General features: G+C 66.2%; 15 protein-coding genes. 9 read left to right on the forward strand and 6 right to left on the reverse strand.

Annotation, left to right across the window (positions count from 1 at the left end):
• The first annotated feature begins 741 nt into the window (after positions 1–741).
• Positions 742–1,137, forward strand: a complete 396-nt coding sequence (locus QZY44_RS31870) for a septal ring lytic transglycosylase RlpA family protein (protein ID WP_295457075.1) — start codon at positions 742–744, stop codon at positions 1,135–1,137.
• 75 nt (positions 1,138–1,212) lie between these two features.
• Here the strand turns inward: QZY44_RS31870 and QZY44_RS31875 are convergent, their stop codons facing one another.
• The gene (locus tag QZY44_RS31875) at positions 1,213–3,546 is read right to left on the reverse strand and encodes a VIT domain-containing protein (RefSeq protein WP_295457077.1); all 2,334 of its coding nucleotides are present in this window, start codon (positions 3,544–3,546) and stop codon (positions 1,213–1,215) included.
• Positions 3,547–3,612: 66 nt separating this feature from the next.
• Positions 3,613–4,668, reverse strand: a complete 1,056-nt coding sequence (gene mtnA / locus QZY44_RS31880; RefSeq protein ID WP_295457081.1) for an S-methyl-5-thioribose-1-phosphate isomerase — start codon at positions 4,666–4,668, stop codon at positions 3,613–3,615.
• A gap of 69 nt (positions 4,669–4,737) precedes the next feature.
• Here mtnA and QZY44_RS31885 point away from each other — a divergent pair, with 69 nt between their 5' ends.
• Both QZY44_RS31885 and QZY44_RS31890 read left to right on the forward strand, forming a co-directional pair.
• Positions 4,738–6,051 carry a TRZ/ATZ family hydrolase gene (locus tag QZY44_RS31885; RefSeq protein WP_295457085.1) on the forward strand — a complete coding sequence of 438 codons (1,314 nt, stop codon included), beginning with the start codon at positions 4,738–4,740 and terminating at the stop codon, positions 6,049–6,051.
• A 463-nt stretch (positions 6,052–6,514) separates the two neighbouring features.
• Positions 6,515–7,345, forward strand: coding sequence for a formylglycine-generating enzyme family protein (locus QZY44_RS31890; RefSeq protein ID WP_295457088.1), 831 nt, complete (start codon positions 6,515–6,517; stop codon positions 7,343–7,345).
• A 39-nt stretch (positions 7,346–7,384) separates the two neighbouring features.
• Here QZY44_RS31890 and QZY44_RS31895 read toward each other — a convergent pair whose 3' ends face one another.
• From QZY44_RS31895 to QZY44_RS31910, 4 genes are read right to left on the reverse strand one after another with little or no spacing between them, the layout of a single operon-like run.
• The gene (locus QZY44_RS31895) at positions 7,385–7,690 is read right to left on the reverse strand and encodes a YebG family protein (protein ID WP_295457090.1); all 306 of its coding nucleotides are present in this window, start codon (positions 7,688–7,690) and stop codon (positions 7,385–7,387) included.
• Positions 7,691–7,727: 37 nt separating this feature from the next.
• Entirely contained in the window at positions 7,728–9,950 is a 2,223-nt protein-coding gene (locus tag QZY44_RS31900) for a multiheme c-type cytochrome (protein ID WP_295457092.1), read from the reverse strand.
• Between the two features lie 52 nt (positions 9,951–10,002).
• Entirely contained in the window at positions 10,003–10,629 is a 627-nt protein-coding gene (locus tag QZY44_RS31905) for a cytochrome b/b6 domain-containing protein (protein ID WP_295457095.1), read from the reverse strand.
• The gene (locus QZY44_RS31910; protein WP_295457098.1) at positions 10,626–11,591 is read right to left on the reverse strand and encodes an ammonia-forming cytochrome c nitrite reductase subunit c552; all 966 of its coding nucleotides are present in this window, start codon (positions 11,589–11,591) and stop codon (positions 10,626–10,628) included. Before QZY44_RS31910 ends, QZY44_RS31905 begins: the two co-directional genes overlap by 4 nt.
• A 283-nt stretch (positions 11,592–11,874) precedes the next feature.
• Between QZY44_RS31910 and QZY44_RS31915 the strand changes: the two genes are divergently transcribed.
• From QZY44_RS31915 to QZY44_RS31940, 6 genes are all read left to right on the forward strand, one after another.
• A complete protein-coding gene (locus QZY44_RS31915) occupies positions 11,875–13,578 on the forward strand; it encodes an FAD-dependent oxidoreductase (RefSeq protein ID WP_295457101.1) in 1,704 nt (567 codons plus the stop codon).
• Positions 13,579–13,847: 269 nt separating this feature from the next.
• Positions 13,848–14,039, forward strand: coding sequence for a DUF2892 domain-containing protein (locus QZY44_RS31920; protein WP_295457104.1), 192 nt, complete (start codon positions 13,848–13,850; stop codon positions 14,037–14,039).
• Between the two features lie 533 nt (positions 14,040–14,572).
• Complete coding sequence (locus QZY44_RS31925) at positions 14,573–17,203, forward strand: hypothetical protein (protein WP_295457106.1); 2,631 nt, start codon at positions 14,573–14,575, stop codon at positions 17,201–17,203.
• 13 nt (positions 17,204–17,216) lie between these two features.
• Complete coding sequence (locus QZY44_RS31930) at positions 17,217–17,510, forward strand: molecular chaperone DnaJ (RefSeq protein WP_295457109.1); 294 nt, start codon at positions 17,217–17,219, stop codon at positions 17,508–17,510.
• Positions 17,510–18,184, forward strand: a complete 675-nt coding sequence (gene grpE, locus QZY44_RS31935) for a nucleotide exchange factor GrpE (RefSeq protein ID WP_295457111.1) — start codon at positions 17,510–17,512, stop codon at positions 18,182–18,184. Before QZY44_RS31930 ends, grpE begins: the two co-directional genes overlap by 1 nt.
• A gap of 183 nt (positions 18,185–18,367) precedes the next feature.
• Positions 18,368–20,134: an Hsp70 family protein gene (locus QZY44_RS31940; protein WP_295457117.1), complete on the forward strand. Its 1,767-nt coding sequence runs from the start codon at positions 18,368–18,370 to the stop codon at positions 20,132–20,134.
• The last annotated feature ends 9 nt before the right edge of the window (positions 20,135–20,143 follow it).

The raw sequence follows: 20,143 nt of genomic DNA on the forward strand, positions 1-20,143 counted from the left end.
CCTGTCAACCGCTTCGGCACATCCGCTGCACCGCCGCCACTCCCTCAGCCTCTCTACCATCACTCCGAATGACGCCGCAACTCCTTAGCGAGCCGACTATTCTACCGCATTTCGATACCTTGTCAACCCCTCCCTGAAACACTGCAACACGGCGGATTCACTCAACGCCCCGTCACTCCCTCCCCGCCAATCCATCCAGCGAGCCGACCATTTTAACGACTTTCGACGCCCTGTCAACCCGTCCCTGAACTTCGATCCGGCCCGACTGCGTCGTCTCACCCCGGTGCCTCCTGACCGCTGAATCCGTCAGCGAACCGCATATCTTATAGCTTCACGGAAATGTGTCAAGCCGAGAATCTCAGCGGGCAGCACAATCCAAACTATCTATCTGCATCCATATGCCATCAGACCAGCGCCTCCGGTGGCGGCGACGCCCGTCAGGAACCCAGATTGCCGCCCGCCTTGTTTCTGGGCCGCCGCTCGCGCCTAGCATGGGGCAGAACTATGCGACGGTGGTCACAAACCTTGCACACGCTGGATGCCGTTAGGTAAGAAATTGCTTCCTGCGGGTTTACCCCATAAGGGTTTTCCCCTACACTCCCGACCATCCGATAACGACCGGCCGGCAGTTCCGCCCTGATCAGCACTGAAAGTGAACCAAGATCATAGGGTTCAGACCTGGACTTAAGGAAGATCAGACCACGGCACCGCCGCTCGGCACGCAACGAACGGTTGGCCCTTATGAAAAAAACCCTGATCTCCAGCGCCCTGATCGCCGCCATGCACCTGCTTGGCACCGACGCCGTGGCCGCCGGCTTCCACGGGAACGCGCAATCGGGCAAGGCATCCTACTATCACGACCGCTTCAACGGCCGCCGCACCGCCAGCGGCGCCCCCTACAACAAGCACGACCTCAGCGCCGCTCACCGGACTCTGCCACTAGGAACCCGCGTGCGGGTAACCGACGCCCACACCGGCCGCAGTGTCGTCGTGCGCATCAACGACCGCGGACCCTACGCCAGGGGCCGCGTCATCGACCTCTCGCGCGCCGCCGCGAGCGAAATCGGACTCGTCGCCAAGGGCGTCAGCAAGGTCCAACTCGAGATACTCGGGGCGTCCGAGAAGACCGGAATTTGATCGTCTACCACCCCGCAGGTGGCTTCGTCGCGGCCGGGGGGCTGCCCCCGGCCGCGATGGCCAGAGCAAGATCCCTCAGGGCTTGATCGCGAAGGTGACAGTCACGCCGGCGGCTGCTCCGGTGGGGAAGCCCCAGTGCTTGATCTGCTCCTTGACGCAACGCTCGGTCTCGCCGTAACCCAGTTCACTGGTGGTGAGTTTCAGGTCAGTCACCCGACCTTGAGCGTCGATCGTGAAGGTGAAGGTCATCCGACCGGAGCGGTTGGCGCCCTTGGCCAAACACTTCGCGATCCCATCAAGTCCCGTCTCAATCACCGGGCGGAGGTCCGCCGCAGTGCGTACGCCGGTGACAGTAAGGGTCTCTATCGCCGCCACCGGGCCAGCCGCAACAAGCTCTGAGGCCACTTTCTCCGCGTCCACTGCGGGGGCTGGCTTGGCGTCTGACTTGGCTTGGCGTGCGGGTGCCGCCATGCGCTCTCCCATACTCATGGGCGCGGCCGCCCGGGGGCCAGGAGCAGCACCGCCGACCGCGAGATTGGGCACACCCTGCGGCAGTGGCAGTGGCTGCTTGACGGTGACCGGCGGACGATCCTGGTTGCGGACCGCGGAGTCGATGGCCACAAAGGAGGTGTAGGCCGTGAGCAGGTTATAGGTGAGTCCCAGTTTAGTCACTTCCTTCACACGCTCGTCGTTGGGATCGACCCGGTTGAAGTCATCAAGCACGGCGATGCGTTGGCGTGCCCAGAGATAGCGCAAGGCGACGTTGGTATCGGCGGGCTTGGTCGAGCCGACCGGGATGACCTCGCGGTAGCCCCCTTCGCCGGTCTTACCGGTAATGACGATCTCGCCCGCGGGTGTGCCCTGCCACTTGCCGAACACGATCACCGGCCGCTCGGCGAGCACGTCGGGAATGCTCGGCGGCTCGACCTCACTCACGGTGAAACCCTGGTACGCGACCCGCACGTCGGTGAGCACCGGATTCTCGATGTAATTGCGTAGGCGCTCGGCCGCGGCCTCGGCACGCTGCGGGTTATCGACGATGAATGGCTCGCCCATCCCGGCGCGGGCCAGGCCCTCGATCAGGAAGCGATTGACCGAGGAGCCGATGCCGAAGGCGAAGACATTGGCCTCGCCCAACTGGTTGCGGATCAGCTCGAACGCCTCCTTTTCGATATTGACATAACCGTCGGTGACGATAATGAAGGAGCGTGAGATACCCGCGGAGCGGCCAAGGCCGAGTGCACGCTTGAGCGCGGGAAGCAACTCGGTGCCACCACCGCCGCGCTGCTGATCGATGGTCTGGAAGGCGTTGGCAATGTTGGCCGCAGTGGCAGGCAGGCTCTGCTCGGCGAGGATGCTGTTATCGCCCGAGAAGGTCAGCACGTTGAAGCGGTCCTCCGGCCGGAGTCGGCCGATTAGTTTCTTAATCAATACCTTGGAGGTTTCGATCGGGAACCCGTGCATGGAGCCGGACACGTCCATGATAAAGATATACTCGCGGGGCGGAACCAACTCAGGCCGCACGTGCTTGGGCGGCTGGGCCATGAGCAGAAAAAAGTTCTCGCGCTCGCCCTGCCACAGCAGCAGGCCGGTGTCGATACGGTCGCCGGCCAGACGATAGTTGAGGATGAAGTCGCGGTTACCCCCGGTTCTTTCCTCGGGCTTGAGCGTGACACGGGCGCGGTCCTTGCCCTCATAGTTAACGTCCACCTCATGGCTGCGGGATGCCAGGTCCGCAATCGGCAGGCCCGCTGCGAGATCGACCTTCAGGTCGAATGTATAGGGCGCGGCAGCGCCCTCGCGCAGGTAAGGGTTGGCCACCCAGTGCTCGTTGGCGGGCGCGCCGGCGGCGGCCTGATTGGAGTAGCGTGGACCGACCACCGTGGGATAGGCAAATGAGTAGACGCCGGACTCGGGGACGAGCAGCTCGGTATAGCGCAGTTCGACCTTGAGGTGGTCGCCGGGCATGATGTTGGCGACATTCATCTGAAAGACATTGGGGCGCTGTTGTTCCAGGAGCGAGGCACTCTGGCCGCGGTCGCGCGCCTGCTCATACTGCTGACGGGCCTTCTGCCGTTCCTCGATGTTCGCCACGATCACGCGCTCGCCGATGGTCATCTTCATGCCATAGACCGCGGCCCGGGTCGAGGCCGGAAAGACATAGATGGCCTCAATGGGGCGCTTGCCGTCGTTCTTGTAGACCTGCGTCACGAGCACGTCGGCAATCACGCCGGCGATCTTGACCTCCGCCGCCGTGGACTGGAGCGCAAACTGCTCCACGTCCGACGCGTCGCCCTGCACCAGAAAATAGGGCGACAGGGTCTTGTCCGGCTCTGGCTCCTGGGCTGCAACCCAGCCCGAGAACATCAACGTCAACCCGATCAACAGAAAAAACAACTTGCTGTTCATGGCGTTCGAGACCTCCTCGGGCTTTGGGTTCATGGCCGGGTACAGCCACTAAGAATAGCTGACGGATCAGCCCATCAGCGCCCGCATCTTCTGCGTGGTGGGCGCCAGCACCACCCCCCGCTCGGTGACGATGGCGTCCACCAGGGCGGCGGGGGTCACATCGAACACCGGGTTACGGGCGGCGCATCCCTTTGGTGCCAGGCGCCGGCCCCCGCAGGAGAGCAGTTCCTCCGGGTCGCGCTCCTCGATGGGGATCTCGGCACCGCTGGCGATCGCCATGTCGACGGTGGAGGTCGGCGCCGCGACCATGACCTTGACCCCGTGGTACTTGGCCAGCACCGCCAGCCCATAGGTACCGATCTTGTTGGCCACATCGCCGTTGGCGGCAATACGGTCGGAGCCGACGATCACCCAGCCGATCCCGCCGCCTGCCATCAGGCTGGCCGCCGCCCCGTCCGCCTGTAGGGTCACCGGAATCCCGGAGTCCATCAACTCCCAGGCGGTGAGCCGCGCACCCTGCATCCAGGGCCTGGTCTCGTCCGCGTAGACCCGGCGGATCTTGCCGGCCGAGTAGGCGCTGCGAATCACCCCCAGGGCGGTCCCGTAGCCGCCGGTGGCGATGGCCCCGGCGTTACAGTGGGTGATGACGTCGGTTGGCCCGTCGATCAGTTCGGCCCCCAGGTCGCCCATCCGATGGTTGGCGGCCCGATCTTCCGCATGGATCAACAGGGCCTCATCCAGCAGAGTCTGGACCGGGTCGGCGCCATCCAGGCGGTCGATCATTGCGCGCAGGCGCCGTACCGCCCAGGCGAGATTCACCGCCGTGGGACGGGCCGCGGCCAGCCGCTCCAGGTCGGGCACGATCGCCGCCTGCCAGTCCGAACCGGCCGCGCCGTAGGCCGAGCGTGCGGCCAGCACCACACCATAGGCGGCCGCCACCCCGATGGCCGGGGCGCCACGCACCACCATTGAGTGGATGGCCTCGGCCACCGCCGGGGCGGTGTCGTAGACCAGGAACTCGACCCGGTCGGGCAACAGCCGCTGCTCGGCCAGATAGAGTCGACCGTCGTGCCAGAGGGCGGCGTCGTCGGGGGTGGGGGTGGTCGGGATATTGGTTTCCATAGAGGCTCCGGTTACGATGATTCTCCCCATTGTCGCCGATTCGCGCCCCGCTGCCATAGGACCTGCCTCATGCAAGCCGAGCTTCTGATCTACCCCCAGTGGCTGCTGCCCGTCGACGCGCAGGACCGGCAGCTCAAGGAGCATGCAGTCGCGGTGGCCGACGGGCGCATCCTCGCCGTCCTGCCCGCCGCGCAGGCCCGCCAGTCGATCACCGCCACGCGGGTCCTGGAACTCCCCGGCCACGTGTTGATCCCGGGCCTGGTCAATGCCCACACCCATGCGGCCATGACCCTGCTGCGCGGCTTCGCCGATGATCTGCCGCTCATGACCTGGCTGCACGAGTACATGTGGCCGATGGAGAAGCGTTGGGTCGACCCGGGCTTCGTGGGCGACGGCAGCCGGCTGGCGGTGTTGGAGATGCTGCGTGGTGGGGTCACCTGCTTCAACGACATGTATTTGTTCCCGGAGGTCACCGCCCAGGTGGCGGCGGACGCCGGGATGCGGGCGGTGATCGGAATGATGGTCGTGGACTTTCCCACCGGCTACGGCGACGGCGCTGACGCCTATATCGCCAAGGGCCTGGCCATGCACGCCCACTACCGAGACCACCCTTTGATCCGCGTCGGCTTCGCCCCCCACTCACCCTACGCGGTCTCCAACGCCCCCCTGGAGCGGCTGCGCACCCTGGCCGATGAGCTGGAGGTGCCGGTCCATATCCATTTGCACGAGGCCCGCGACGAGGTGGTCCAGTCCTTGCGGGACCACGGTGAGCGCCCCCTCGCCCGCCTGGAGTCGCTGGGCCTCATCGGGCCCGGCCTGGTCGCGGTCCACATGACCCAACTGGAAGACACCGAGATCGAGCGCCTGGCCGCCGCCGGGGCGCACGTGGTGCACTGCCCGGAGTCCAATCTCAAGCTCGCCAGCGGATTCTGTCCGGTGGTCCGACTGCTGGAGGCCGGCGTCAACGTCGCGCTGGGCACCGACGGGGCGGCCAGCAATAACGACCTGGACATGCTCGGGGAGATGCGCACCGCCGCCCTGCTCGCCAAGGGTGTGTCCGGATCGGCAGCGGCGCTCCCGGCGGCCCAGGCGCTGCGCATGGCCACGCTCAATGGCGCGCGTGCACTGGGCCTGGAGCGGGAAATCGGGTCCATCGAGCCCGGCAAGTCTGCCGACTTGGTGGCACTCGACCTGCGCGATGCCCACACCCAGCCCCTCTACCACCCGGTCTCGCAGCTGGTCTACGCGGCCGGACGCCACCAGGTCCGGCAGGTCTGGATCCAAGGCCGCCAGGTGATCCGCGACGGCGCGCCGACCAGCCTCGACCCGGCGGCGGTGATCGGCGCGGCCGAGGGCTGGGCGCAACGGCTGCGCCCCTCCTGAAGCGAGCCGTGTCAGACAGGTCCTACACGTTGGTGAGCCTTTTCCCCGTCCACCACGGGCACTTTGTCCCTGCCCGCCATCAGGCCGCCCGGCTATCCTGTTAACCATCGAAGGGACGCAAACAGGACCGGTCACAGGACACCGGGCGCGATCAGGGTGCGACAAGGACGCCGTGACAGGGATTGTGAGACCGCGCGACAGGGAGCAGGATGCCGGGCAGTTCGATGGATACGAGGCCCCATGGGTGGCCGCAGGAACCTTCGGGAGTGTGTTTCGGATTGACCAGATTGACTGTACGGACGCGGTCTTGATAAGGAATTTCGGCCAGGGACGGCACGCTTCCAGACCCGCCGCCAGTCGGACCCCCGGCCGACTGGCGGCGGGTCTTTGCGTGCGGGCAATCATTATCTGCCCGGACCGACTCAAGTGCGCCCCCTATTCCGAATCAGCAGGAAACCACCCGATGAGACCCTTTGGCATCCGCCCCCCCGCCATCGCCGGCGCGGTCCTGTTCGCCGCCCTCGCCGTCCACCCCGTTGCGGCCGGCGACCAGCGCCCGATACCCGAGACGATCACCCTGCCCGCCGGGAGTTTCCGCATGGGCTGCCTCGCGGGCGATCCGGTGTGCCACGACAACGAAAGGCCGGTCCACACCGTGAGTCTCCCTGCCTTTGCGATCGGCAAGATCGAGGTCACCTTCGACCAGTGGGACGCCTGTGTCGCCGCCGGCGGTTGCTCGCAGGTGCCGAACGATGCGGGCTGGGGCAACCGTCGCCGACCGGTGATCAACGTCTCCTGGGACGACGTCCAGCAGTATCTGTCTTGGCTCGACCAACAGACCGGCCAGCACTATCGCCTACCCAGCGAAGCAGAATGGGAATATGCCGCTCGTGCCGGGACCACGACCGCCTTCAGCACCGGCGACTGCATCACGACCGGCCAAGCCAACTATAGCGACAGCACCGACTACCCCGGCTGCGGTGCCAAGAGCGGGGCTGCGCTCGGCAAGAGCCAACCGGTGGGGGGCTATCCGGCCAATCCCTGGGGGCTCTTCGACCTGCACGGCAATGTCTGGGAGTGGGTGCAGGATTGTTGGCATGACAGCTACACCGGCGCCCCCGCGAATGGTTCGGCATGGGAGGCTGACTGCTCAGACCGCCAGCAGCGCGTCATGCGCGGCGGCTCCTGGGACAACGATCCGCATTTTCTGCGCGCTGCTTTCCGCCTGCGCAGCACCACCGATCTGCGCAACGGCGCGCTGGGTTTCCGCGTGGCCAGAACGTTTGGCCCTTGAGCAACGGGGCTCGGGGGCCGGCCTTGGCCCGGCCAGCGCCTAGCCCGCCGCCCGCAAGGGCGTGACGTTATCCGGGGACGCCGCCACGTCTGCGGTCGTAGCACGCTCCGCCTCCTTGCCCTTGAGGATACGCTCGACCTGGCGGGCGTTGCGGGCCAGGTAAATGGTCAACTCCTCCAGATCATGCTCTGCCAGCCCCGGCAAGACCGCGTCCTGGCGCAGCAGGTCAGCGAGGCGCTCCGCCGTCTCCAGGGCCTTGTCATAGGCGTCTGCCGCCTTTTTATCGGTGGTACGCAATCTCTCGATCCCCTTCTGGTCTCTGACGACATACTCGATTTCAATCATAGTACTGCACTCCCAATGGACAGGATCAAGGCCGCCGCTACGGCATCGGCGGGGCCGGTGTATCTACGGATTGCGTCTTGGCACGCTGCGTATCCCCCCGATCGAACAGCAGGGTGGAATTGAGTGGGTCGGGATTGCGCAGCTCAGCAACCCGCTCGGGCGGGTAACCCAGCCCGGCAAAGTCCATGATGCCGTCCGGCGCATGACACTCCCTGCAGTCGCGCCCCTTGGCCTGGATGCCGTGATTGATCGTCAGCGTCGCCATCTGGCGCATCCAGTGCGGCTCAACGTTCACCAGCGTGCCGTTCACGAGCGGATAATTGGTCTTCCAGCCCCCGGCCACACCGAAATAGGACATGAACTCGTCCATCATGTACAACTTGAACGGCGTCTGATACATGCGCTGGATAATAGGATTGCGCACCGCCTGCGCGACGGCCGCCCGGGAGTCGCCGGTTTCATAATAGACCGGATAGTCGAACGGCAGGATCATGGCGCCGAAGGGCCCCTGGTTACCCATGTCCTCGTACATCATGGCATTGAAGAGCTTGAACGGATAGATCCGACTCTCCCCCATCGCCATCACCGCCCGCAGGTTCTTGTCGATCATCGCGCGGCGTCGCTCCAGCGCCGCGGACGACAATTGCGAAAGCGGATCGGTCGCTGCCCGAACATAGGCGTCAATATCGAGCTGTGGATAGCGCGCCTTCAGTTCGATGGCCGCGGTGCGGATGGCGGCGATCACCTCCGGGTCCCGGATATGCACCAACTGCTGCATGAGTGGATCATAATCCATCGTCCCACTCGGATTGTTGCCGAGCGCATTGGCCAGGAAGGTCCCGTTGCCATTGAACCAAAGGAAGGTAAAGCCCTTGCCGGGCGCCCCGGAGCGATAGATGTCGGTTGGCTCAAAGATCCCCTCTGCCGCGTTCCAGGTGGGATGCACCCAATCGCGCAGCACCACGCTCGTTTCCTGCAACGCCTTGATGTGACACGTCTCGCAGGCCAACCGGGCGACGTGCCCATTGAGTAGTGCCCGCTCTTGCGAATGGTTGTGCGGGGCGCGGGTGTGGCAACGCTCACACGACACCGCGCGGCTGGGCAGATCGTCGGCGACCAGGTCCACGCCCAGTCGCCCGCGCGGAATCCGGTGCCCTTCCGGGACATGACAGTCGGTACACTGGACAGCCGCCGCGGCATGCACGTCGTCCTGCGGACTGAATGGATTACCACGCTTGGCACCCCGATGCAGGATGCGCCTATTCTCGCTGCCGAGCGCCTGGGCGGCCTGGTTGTGCGGATAGGCATCGCCGCCCAGGTTGTGCTGATGACAGCGCAGACAGTGGTCATTACGCGTCGGCCCCACGGAGAGTGCCGCGCGCATGCTCCGGTCCTGGTTCCAGCGCCGGCCATGCACATCGGCGATGACATGACGCTGATTCATGTCGTAGTCGGTCGCGTGACAGATCAGACAGTCGATCCCATCCTTGACCTCGCCGGGCACGTCGCCGACCGGCATCATCTTTTCGGTGGGCGGTTGATAGTTGCCGCCGATATGGCACTGACCGCAACCCTCACTGCGCAGTTGCACCGCACCCAGCGTGGCCGCGGGACGGCTGGCGACCAACGCGGCCCAGCCGGTCCAGCTGAAGCTGCCGGGGATGCCGCAGGCCCGATCGATCTTGCCGACCGGAATCCGGTGAGAGCCGGGGGCATTGACCTGGCGTCCATCATAGCCATAGGTGGAGAAACCGCCGGAATCGCTCTGGAACGTGAAATGGATCGAGTTGACCAGGTTATCCAGCGTGTCGACCGAGCGCAGATGCCCGTCATCGCCACGCGCCTTCATGGTGGGGTGACAACCCAGACAGGTGCGCGGCCCCTGATAACAGCGGATGCCGGCGTCGCGGAAATAGTCGACATGCCTGGGTGCGGCTTCCCGGATGAGTGATGGCGTATTCATCAGCAGCGCGATCTTGACCTGACGGGCAAGCGGTGCCTGATCGGCGCCGACGCTGGCCGCGGCCCTGGCATAACGCACCTGTCGACCCAAGTCCCGCGCCAGGACCTCGAACTCCCGTTCGCTCAGGGTCTGGCTGTTGGCGTAGGTCAGCATGGCATTGGTCTGGCCGACATAGGCATCGAAGAGCAGCGGATAGAGAAACTGGTAGGCCAGTACCAGCACGATCAGCAGGATGGCAGTGAAGCGCAGGACGCGCCTGGCTCCGAGGCGGCGGAAAGTATGGATGGCGAAACTCATGATGCAACCCCGGGCGGCCTAGCGAACGCCACCGGCTGGTGACTAATGCGCCTCATGGCGCCGGCCTCCCGCTTTCACGATCCCAACCGGTGAGCATCGCCCGCAGATTGGTGAAGAGCGTCTCCCCGGTCGTGATCATATAGAGATGGGTCATCAAAAAGAGCACCAGGCAATAGGCCACTGTCAGATGGATCATGGCGACGCTCCAGAGTGCACCGATCCCGAACAAGGTCTCAGGCAAGTAGGCCGCGAACAGGAAGGCCCAGCCGCTCACGATCAGCAGCGGCATCAGCAGATACATCACCCCGAGATAGCTCAACTGCTGCAGGACGTTGAATTTCATCGCAGAACTCACCGCAAAGGGATGCTGCGCACCGTGGAAGATGCCATAACTGTAGTAACGGACCTGAGCGCTCAGGCGCCCCACCAGGCCGCGCCAATGGATACGATAGTGACGGCCATTGTCACTGATCAGGTTGCCGACGATGAAGCCGATCCAACCGAGCGTCAACAGGATGCCGGCGGCATTGTGGATCAGCACCGCGCGCCTAAAGCTCAATAGCCACGGGTTGCCGGCATAGTGCATACTGGCGCCGGAAACGAGCAACATCAGAAATAACAGGGCGCTGAGCCAATGCCAGAGTCGCAACCAGCGCGGATACAGATAGATGGCACTCATGCGTGTTTCTCCCCTGCCCGGCGATAGGCCAGATACCGACCGACGCCATGGGCGATCAAGCCCAGCCCAGTCAAGCCGATAAACGCCAGGCTCAGACGGTCGATCAGCGGACTGCGACTCATGCCGACCACATAGGCCTCGTTAAAGACCGCCTTGGCGAACAACCCATCGCGCGCCAGCTCTTCCTGGGAACGATAGGCATAGAGCCGACTGAGCAGACGCTGATTACCGGAATGACAGTTGACGCAGTCACGATTGCTCTGCCTGGCCGGCAAGATCTGGTGCGAGACCCGCTGGTCGGCATCGGCCAGCGTCGCCATCGGCGTGTGACACTCCACACAGCGCACCGCTGCCCAATGCGCCTGCCGATTCGGCAGCCAGTGGTGTCGGTCGCGCAACGGATCGCTGACTTCGACATGGCAGGACAGGCAGACCCGGTTATCGTCCGCAACGATCTCAGCGAGCGCCTTGCCGGGCGTGGAGACGCGCAACGCGTGCGGATCGTGACAGGAATGACAACCGAAGTCCCGCAGCTTGGGGTCATCCCCGTTGCCGTGGATACTCTTGGCATATTGATCCGCGATGGCCTGGAACGGATAGTGGGTCCGCGCCTGCCCTTCCCGGTGACAGCCGACACAGTCGAGTGGCTCGGGTTTGGTGCGCTGCGGGTGAGGATAGTACGCGTAGTCTTGCACATGGCACTTGACGCACGCGAGCTTGCCATGGACCGACCCCGCCAGGCGCCTTGGGTCGATTGACAGATCGATCAGATTGCCCGTGGTGCCGTCCCGGTAGGCCAGGGTCGACATCGCGTGACAGCGCAGACACGCACGATTCTCCGGCGGCGCGTCAGCCGCCGCCGGCAGGGACCCGGCCAGGATCAGCAGGGCAGCGGCCATGACGAGCGACCTTACGGCGGTTAGGCGCCGACCAGGTTGAGGGCCAGGGCTAAAGTCGTTCATGGATTCTCCGGGTAGCGGACAGGCTCGCCGAGCAGGCCGACTGGGCCGTGGTCGCCTGGGAGCCGGAGAAAGACTAGCACATTGCCAGTTGTACGCCGCCAACAGCACGGCGTGCGCCAGGGTCCCGCCGCCCCTGTTGCGGGTGGCCGCCGGCGATATCCGAGACCCCGACTGCGACGTTTATCAATGCCCTCGCCACGGCGACCCCGTACACTCCCCTGCAACCCATCCCCGCATCGCCCCGGCCCGGCCGCGGCGGTTCGTCTCCACCGGAACCCGTTCTATGTCACCGCAACCGCTCAAGATCGTCGTCATCGGTGGGTCCGCCGCCGGCCCCAAGGCGGCGGCCAAGGCCCGTCGCCTGGATGAGCACGCCGCCATCACCATCATCCAGCAGGAGCCCGATCTGTCGATGGCCTCCTGCGGCTACCACTATTACGTCGGCGGGGTCTTCGATGACCGCAATCTGTTGATCTGCACCCCGGCCGGCATCGTGCGGGACCCCACCTTTTTCGAAAAGGCCAAGGGCATTGAGGCCCTGGTGGAAACCCAAGCCCTGGCCATCGACCGCACGGCCAAGACCGTCACCTGCAAGCACCTGCCCAGCGGGACCACCCGCATCCTACCCTATGACAAGCTGGTGATCGCCACCGGCGCCAGCACCCTCTATCCGCCCGTGCCGGGTGTGACCCTGGATGGCGTACTGAGCCTGCATTCGTTGGCCGACGCCGATGCCCTGCGCGCCGTGCGGGACGCCAAACAGGTCCGCACCGCGGTGGTCGTGGGCGGCGGGCTGATCGGCTTCGAGGTCTGCGAGGCCCTGCATCTGGCCGGCATCCAGACCACAGTCATCGAGAAGACGGCCGCGATCCTACCCTTCCTGGACCCGGAACTCGCCAAGCTCGTGGAGAATTACGTCCGCACCCATGGCGCAGACATCATCACGGGTAACGGCGTCGCCGCCTTCCTCGGCACCGATGGAACACTCACCGGGGTGAAACTCGACAACGGCACCGAGCTGCCCTGCGAGCTCGCGGTGGTGGCGGTCGGGGTCAAACCGAACGTGGCGCTCGCCGCATCGGCGGGGCTCGCGATCGGCGCACTGGGCGGAATCGAGGTCAACGACTGGATGCAGACGTCCGACCCGGACATCTATGCCGGTGGCGATTGCGTGGAGTGCACCTCGCTCATCACTGGCCAGAAAGTGCTCGCACCCTATGGCGATCTGGCCAACCTACAGGGGCGGGTCATCGGGCAGAACCTGATCCACGCCGGAGCCGCCCGTTTTCCCGGGGTCACCCACACCGGCATCTGCAAGATATTCGATTACACGGTCGGCTTTACGGGACTGAGCGCGGAACAGGCGCGCGCTGCTGGACTGACGGACATCGAAACCGTGACCGTGGCGGGGCTCGACATCCCGGGTTTCATGAACGGCAAGCTCTTGATCAGCAAGATGGTCGCGCAGCGCCAGACCGGCCGGGTCCTGGGCCTTCAATGTATCGGCCCCGGCGATGTCAGCAAGCGGGTTGCCACGGTGGCGATGGCGATTCGGGGTCGGCTCACCATCGATGACCTCGCCAATGCCGACCTGCCCTATGCGCCACCCTATTCACTGGCGCTCGATCACGTCATCGTCTGCGCCCACGTCATGGAAAACAAGCTACTCGGGCGTATGCCGGGGATCTGCGCCGCCGAGGTCAAACAGCGCCTCGCCACCGGTGCGGACTGCTTTATTCTCGACACCCGCACCCCCCGCGAATTTGAAACCATGCGGCTCGGTATCGGCGAGACCCTGATCCCGCAGGGCGCACTGCGCGCGCGGCTCAATGAGCTGCCGCAGAACAAGGACCGGGAGATCATCGTCTACTGTGCCATCTCGCTGCGGGGATACGAATGCGCGGCCATCCTGCAAGGGCATGGCTGGCGCAATGTCAAGGTCATGGAAGGCGGTGTCGCCGCCTGGCCCTATCCGCGGGAGCGCTAGGCTGTTGGCCTTGACCATCGTTCCGGCCGCTGATGCGTTTAGCTTGGCCTTCCGCCCCCCGGGGAGCGCCGCACCCCAGCGCGGCGAAACCTCGCAAGTCATCGCCGCCTTGCGGTTTACTGCGAGGCCGCGCCCGCGACTTGGGTGCGGCGCCCCCAGAATCGCGGCGCTTTGCACCCCATGGATCAGTGGCCGGAATGATGATCGAGGCCGCTGATTTGACGACGTTTCCCCACCCTTCGATCAATCACCTTTTAGAGAACTGACGCATGAGTATCACCACGAACGCCGGAACCATCGATCGCGCCCTGCGCGCCATTGTCGGTATTGCGCTGATCGCCCTGACCCTCACCGGCCACTTGGGTCTCTGGGGCTGGATCGGCATCGTCCCCCTGCTCACCGCCCTGATCGGCTGGTGCCCGGCCTATACCCTGCTGGGCATCAAGACCTGTAAGAACTGACCTCCCCAGACAGCCAAACCCTTCCGACACTTGAGGCCACGACGGCAGCCGCCTGGCGGTCGTCGCGGCCTGCTGTTCCCAGGTGCCTATGACATACAATTGAGACAAATCGATGGCAACCATCCGTAAACCGATTCAAGGCCAACCGTTCAACGACGTGTTGAACGAACTGCATGCCCATTTGCGGCCTGATCGAGGCCAAATTCGGCCCGCCGGGCGAGGCAGTGCGCGCGCCGACCCCGAATCTGGTCCGAGCGCATCCCCACCGCCGACGGCCTGGAGGCAGTGCTACACTAAGCGGCGCGGCCAGGGCGCCGTACTTTAGGATGTGTCGCCGCGCGGAGCAAGCCGATGTTCTTCGCCGCTTACCGACGCGACAACACATCACGCGGACATGGCCGTCCCCTCACCCCGCCCTCTCCGAGACGGAGAGGGGGAAGTGGAGCGCGCTCCCGGCGCGACTTTCACGGTAACCTAGGTATTCGCTGACGCGCCCCGGGCCAGCCGGGGCATCGACGGGTCTGGATGATCGCATGAAAAAACCACGCAAAGTCGGCGCCGCGGTGCCCAAGTCCAAATCGAGCGAACAGTCGGCACCGGCGCTGTTGGCCTTGGCCCAAGGCCACGCCGCCGCAGGGCGTTGGCGCGAGGCCACGGCGGCCTACAAGGACCTGCTCAAGATCGAGGACCGCCCCCAGTGGCGGAGCGAACTGGCCGCAGCCTATGCCGGTCGGGCCCGGGAGTTGGCGGCCAAGGGGATGCCCAAAGAGGCCCTCACGCTGTGGGAGAACCGCGCCCAGGTGGCCCCGGAGCTGCCGCCAGACCCCGACTATTTTGCCCTGCTCCTGCGCCTGGGACAGGTCCAGGCGGTGCTCGACCGGCTGGACCAGGCGGGCGACCGCCTGGACGCCGCGACCCTGACCGCCCTGCGCACCCACTTGGCCGCCCTGCATCTGGCGGCTGAACCGGCGCTGATTGCGGGGCTTCCCGCCGATGATCCGATCCGCGTCCAGGGACCGGTGGCCGCCGCGGCCCTGGACGCCTACTGCCGGGGCGATGACGACGCCCTGCGCGACGCCTTGGCCGCCATCCCCTTCCGCTCGCCCTATCGCGACCTGGCCCAGGTCCTCAAGGCCCTGCAGCGGGCTCCGACGGCCCCCGCTGAGGCGTCCGCACTGCTGGAGCGGATCGGCGACGACTCCGGCTTCGCGCCCCTGCGACGCGCCTGTGCCCTGGCCCTGGGTCCCGCGCCGACGCTCGCGTCGCGGTTGGCAGCCGCCGGGGATCATACCCGTCGCTTCGCCCTGACCCTGGCCGGCTGGGGTGATGAGCGCCAGGCCCTGTGGGAGGAGACGCGCAAGGTCACGAACCAAGGCCCGCAGCCGCTGCTGCGCCTGCTGCACCGCCGCCGGGTGCTCTTGGGCGAGGACTGGGCGCGACGCCAGGCCCTGCGCCTGCTGATCCCCGGCTTCCCCAAGAGCGCGGCCCTGCTCACCGAAGGGGGCGCCCGTCGCCTGTCCCCGGAGGAGCGACTGCTGGTCGCCGCCTGGCACGCCGAGGAGATCAACAACCCTTGGGAGGACATCGAGGCCTGGTCCGCCTATGCCCACCATCTGATCCAGACCGGCCCGGGACCGGCCGGGAGTGTGGAGGCACTGCGCGTCGCCCTGGTGCTGCGCCGCGTGGACAACCACCGGGACATCCTGGCCAAGGTGACCCCCTCCACGGAGCTGGATGCCTCGGACCGGGCCTTGGCCGACGCGGTCACCTTGAGCCTCGACTATGATCCGGACGCCCCTGAAATCTACGAGCGTCTGGTCCGCTATTACCTGCGCGGCGGTGACCTCAAGACCGCCCGCCCGCTGCTGGATCAGGGTCTCAAACGCTTACCCAACGATGTGGGGTTACTGACCGCTGCACTGGACCTGGCCCTGGCCGGGGACGCCTTCAAGAAGGCCGCCCGCTATGCCCGCGAGATCCTGGCCCTGGACCCCATCAATACCGGCGCCCGGGAGCGCCTGGTGAAGGCCCATCTGGCCCACGCCCGCAAGCAGATCCGCACTGCCCGCGCCGACCTGGCCCGCAAAGAATTGGAGCAGGCGGCCGAGTGGGACCAAGGCGGGCGCTGGCGTGACCGGCGCGAGCTGCTCGTCGGCCTGCTCGACCTCACGCAGGATGAGGCCCGCGGCCGGACCGCCCTGGACGCGCAGGTCGCCGCCCTGGGCGGTGGCCTGTCCGCCGCTCTCGCCCTCGCCCTGGAGGCGGTCGCCATCGGCCGCACCGCGGCCTGGGCGCTCAAGGCCGTGGGGCTGGGCAAGGTCAAGGTGTCCGACCAGACGGACCTGGCGGCCGTCCTGGCACGGCTGCGCACCCATCTGGACGGGGGCGAGGGGCTCGCGGCTGACTTGCGCCGCCTGCTTGAGAAACCGCTCGGCGCCGCCGCCAAGTGGCCCCTCACCCGGGCCGAGTCGGAGTCGGCCTGCGATACCCTGCGCCGGGCCGGCTTGACCGAGGCACGGCGGGCCTTCGCTGAGGCCGCACTCAAGCGCTGGCCGGGCACTCCCGTGTTTGTGCTGCATCAGTTCGAGTCCCGTCGGACGGGTCGCGGGAGCTCCCCGAAGCGCGCCGACCTGGTCCGACTGGAAGACGCCATGGACCAGGCGCGCGGGGCCGGCGACGAGCGTACCGCCCATCGCATCGAACAGGTCCTCATGCAGTATCCGCCGCCAGGACTCTTCGGCGGCCGCTCCGGCGGGTTCTTCACCAACCCGTTCGAGGATGATTTCGACGATGACGATGACGAGGGGCTGGACCCGGGCGCATTCGGGATTGCACCGGACGACGCACTGCGCGCCCTGATCGAGATCGTGGGGATCGACCAACTGCTCAAGATGGCCGGGCTCAGCGCCAAGGAGCGCGCCGAGTTCAAGCAGCGCGAGCGCGAGATAGGCCGGGCGCGGATGATCGAGGAGGTGGCCGAACTGATGCGCGAGTCCCTGCCCGACTTCGGTTCGGGGATGCTGCCCGGACCGGCCCCCCGCCCCCGGATCGATCCGCCCCAGGGGCCGCCCAGGCCAGGCCCCAAGGGTAAGCGCGGCGGGCGTCAGGTGCCGGGTCCCGAGGCCCCGGACGACGACGCCCCCGAGCAGTTTGAACTCTTTTGAACGAGCGAATTGGATGAGCGACCCCTACCTGACCCTTGGCTTGCCCCCGGACGCGGACGACGCCGCCGTCCACGCCGCCTATTTGGCGGCCGTCAAGACCTGCCCGCCGGAGCGCGATCCCCAGCGTTTCCAGGCCCTGCGCGCCGCCTACGAATCACTGCGCACCCAGCGCGCCCGCCTCGCCCAGGCGCTGTTCGACCAGCAACCGCCGACCCTGACCGACATCCTCGACCGGGCCGACCCGGTGGGCGCCCCCCGGCGTCCCGGCCGGGCACTCTTCGATGCGCTGCTGCGTGGGGGGGACTGATGGACGCCGCGACCCGCGAGCAACTGCTCGGGCGCTTCAGCGCCTATCTGCACGGCCTGGATGACAGCGCGACGGATGACGCCGCAGCCGCGACCACCGAGGCCGCGGCACCGGACCTGTTCACCCTGCTCGCGCAGCTCGCCGCCCTCAAGAATGAGGTGAAGATCGAATCCCGCCAGGTGAAAGGGGCGCTGGATCAGTTCCGCGACGCCTTCGACCTGGTACGCCAGGCCCAGGACCGGCTGGAGGAGGGACAGGCCCAGCGCGCCGAGGCGCAGCGGCGTGCCAGCGAGGACCAGCAGCGCGACCTGCTGCGGGAACTGCTGGAGCTGCGTGACCGGCTCCAGGCGGCGGCCGATCAGGCGCACCGCTATCGCCCCGGCTGGCTCATCCGGTGGGGCGGCACGGGCGGGTTCGTCACCGCGATGGCTGCGGGGCTAGACATGAATCTGCGGCGCTTAGACGACCTGCTGGCCCGGCGCGGTGTCCAGGCGCTACGGGTGATCGGCCAGCGCTTCGATCCCCATACCATGCAAGCCGCCGAGGTCGGCCGCGATCCCAAGCAGGCCACCGGCCTGGTGCTGGCCGAGGTGCGCCGCGGCTTCGTCCAAGGCGAGCGCCTGCTGCGCCCGGCCGAGGTCGTGGTCAACCGGCTGACGGGGGACACGCCTTAGGTGATTTCCGAAAAACCTGATACCAACCACCGTCGGATCGGATGTAGGTGCGACTTAAGTCGCACCTACGCTCGGCGGTATGCCAATTGTAGGAAATCACCTTAGCCCGCAGCACGCAGCGAGCGAATGCCCATCGACCGCCCTTTTTCCATTTCTATTACCCACGACCTACCACAGGACACCATGAGCGACATCATCATTGGCATCGACCTCGGCACCACCAACTCGGAGGTGGCGGTGGTTCAGGACGGGATTTCCCGCATCATCGAGGTGGACGGGGCCAAGCTCCTGCCCTCCGTCGTGGGTCTGGCGGACGACGGCGCCCTGCTGGTCGGCCAAGCGGCCCGCAACCAGTATGCACTCTATCCGGAGCGCACCATCCGCTCCATCAAGCGGCGCATGGGGGAAGACACCAAGGTCGCGATGGGGCCCCAGTCCTACACCCCGCAAGAGATCTCGGCCCTGATCCTGAAGCGCCTGAAGCAGGCGGCGGAGCGCGACCTGGGGCAGCCGGTGACCCGCGCGGTGATCACGGTCCCGGCCTATTTTTCCGACGCCCAGCGCCAGGCAACACGTGACGCCGGCGAACTGGCGGGGCTGGAGGTGGTGCGCATTATCAATGAGCCGACCGCCGCCGCGCTGGCCTACGAGGTGGACCACCCCCAGGGTAAGACCATCCTGGTCTACGACCTGGGCGGCGGGACCTTCGACGTGTCGGTGGTGCGGATCACCAAAGACCTGACCGAGGTCCTGGCGAGCCACGGCAACAATCAGCTGGGCGGCGACGACTTTGATGACCGGATCATCGACCACCTGCTGGAGCATCTGCGCGCCCAGGGCCATGACCCGCGCGAGAACCGCCCCGCCATGGCGCGGCTCACCCGCGCCGCCGAGGCCGCCAAGATCACCCTGTCAGATGCCCCCTTCGCCCTGATCCAGGAGGAGTACCTGTTGGAGAGCGCGGGGGCGCCGGTCCATCTTGCGCTGGAGCTGTCGCGCGAGGACTACGAGGCGATGATCGAGCCCTATCTGCGCGAGACCCTGGACGCGATGCATATCGCCGTCAAAGGGGCCGGGCTCACCGTCGCCGACCTGGACGAGGTGTTGCTGGTCGGTGGGGCGACCCGCACGCCGCTGGTGCAGCGGCGCCTGGAGGAGGCCCTGCGGATGCAGCCGCGCAGCGAGGTGGACCCGGACCTGTGCGTCGCCACCGGGGCGGCCATCCAGGCGGCGGTCATTGCCGGGGTGCAGGTGGCCAGCGTGCTGGTGGACGTCACCCCCTATACCTTTGGCACCAGCGCCATCGGCGACCTGAACGGCGAGCCGTATCCCTATACCTACTGCCCGCTGATCCGCAAGAACACCGCCATCCCGGTGACCAAGAGCGATGCCTTCGAGACTGTGTACGACGGTCAGCGCGCCGTCCAGGTCGAGGTCTACCAGGGCGAGGACCCGGACGCCCTCAACAACACCCGGATCGGCTCCTTCCTCATCGACGGGCTCTCGGACGTGCCCGCCGGCAACGTCATCATCACCAGTTTCTCACTGGACGTGAACGGCATCCTGCACGTGACCTCCCGGGAGAAGCGCACCGGACTGGAAGCGAAGATCACCATCGACAATGCCACCACCCGCTTTGCCGAGGACGAACTGGCCGCCGCCCGCGAGCGACTGTCCGCCTTCATCGACGCCGATGAGGAGGAAGGCGAGGCGAGCATCGACGCCTCTGATACGGACGCCGATGCCGCGGGCGAGCGACGCGAGGCGGTCGCCGCCCGCGCCCTGGTGGAGAAGGCCGAGCGCCTGCTGGCGGGGGCCAATACGGACGACCGCGATGACCTGGTGGACGGCATCGAGACGGTGCGCGATGCCCTGGCCGCGGACGACATCAAGGCCCTGGAACTGGCGGTCGCCCAACTCGCCGATCTGATCTATTACCTGGAATCTTAACGGGGACGC

This window comes from uncultured Thiodictyon sp. (assembly GCA_903837595.1).
Classification (GTDB): domain Bacteria; phylum Pseudomonadota; class Gammaproteobacteria; order Chromatiales; family Chromatiaceae; genus Thiodictyon.

Coding starts and splice junctions, on each gene's coding strand:
- QZY44_RS31895 (WP_295457090.1), bottom strand. CDS start 7,690: ATGATTGAAATCGAGTATGTCGTCAGAGACCAGAAGGGGATCGAGAGA.
- QZY44_RS31875 (WP_295457077.1), bottom strand. CDS start 3,546: ATGAACAGCAAGTTGTTTTTTCTGTTGATCGGGTTGACGTTGATGTTC.
- QZY44_RS31940 (WP_295457117.1), top strand. CDS start 18,368: ATGAGCGACATCATCATTGGCATCGACCTCGGCACCACCAACTCGGAG.
- grpE (WP_295457111.1), top strand. CDS start 17,510: ATGGACGCCGCGACCCGCGAGCAACTGCTCGGGCGCTTCAGCGCCTAT.
- QZY44_RS31900 (WP_295457092.1), bottom strand. CDS start 9,950: ATGAGTTTCGCCATCCATACTTTCCGCCGCCTCGGAGCCAGGCGCGTC.
- QZY44_RS31915 (WP_295457101.1), top strand. CDS start 11,875: ATGTCACCGCAACCGCTCAAGATCGTCGTCATCGGTGGGTCCGCCGCC.
- QZY44_RS31905 (WP_295457095.1), bottom strand. CDS start 10,629: ATGAGTGCCATCTATCTGTATCCGCGCTGGTTGCGACTCTGGCATTGG.
- QZY44_RS31870 (WP_295457075.1), top strand. CDS start 742: ATGAAAAAAACCCTGATCTCCAGCGCCCTGATCGCCGCCATGCACCTG.
- QZY44_RS31930 (WP_295457109.1), top strand. CDS start 17,217: ATGAGCGACCCCTACCTGACCCTTGGCTTGCCCCCGGACGCGGACGAC.
- QZY44_RS31925 (WP_295457106.1), top strand. CDS start 14,573: ATGAAAAAACCACGCAAAGTCGGCGCCGCGGTGCCCAAGTCCAAATCG.
- QZY44_RS31890 (WP_295457088.1), top strand. CDS start 6,515: ATGAGACCCTTTGGCATCCGCCCCCCCGCCATCGCCGGCGCGGTCCTG.
- QZY44_RS31920 (WP_295457104.1), top strand. CDS start 13,848: ATGAGTATCACCACGAACGCCGGAACCATCGATCGCGCCCTGCGCGCC.
- QZY44_RS31910 (WP_295457098.1), bottom strand. CDS start 11,591: ATGAACGACTTTAGCCCTGGCCCTCAACCTGGTCGGCGCCTAACCGCC.
- QZY44_RS31885 (WP_295457085.1), top strand. CDS start 4,738: ATGCAAGCCGAGCTTCTGATCTACCCCCAGTGGCTGCTGCCCGTCGAC.
- mtnA (WP_295457081.1), bottom strand. CDS start 4,668: ATGGAAACCAATATCCCGACCACCCCCACCCCCGACGACGCCGCCCTC.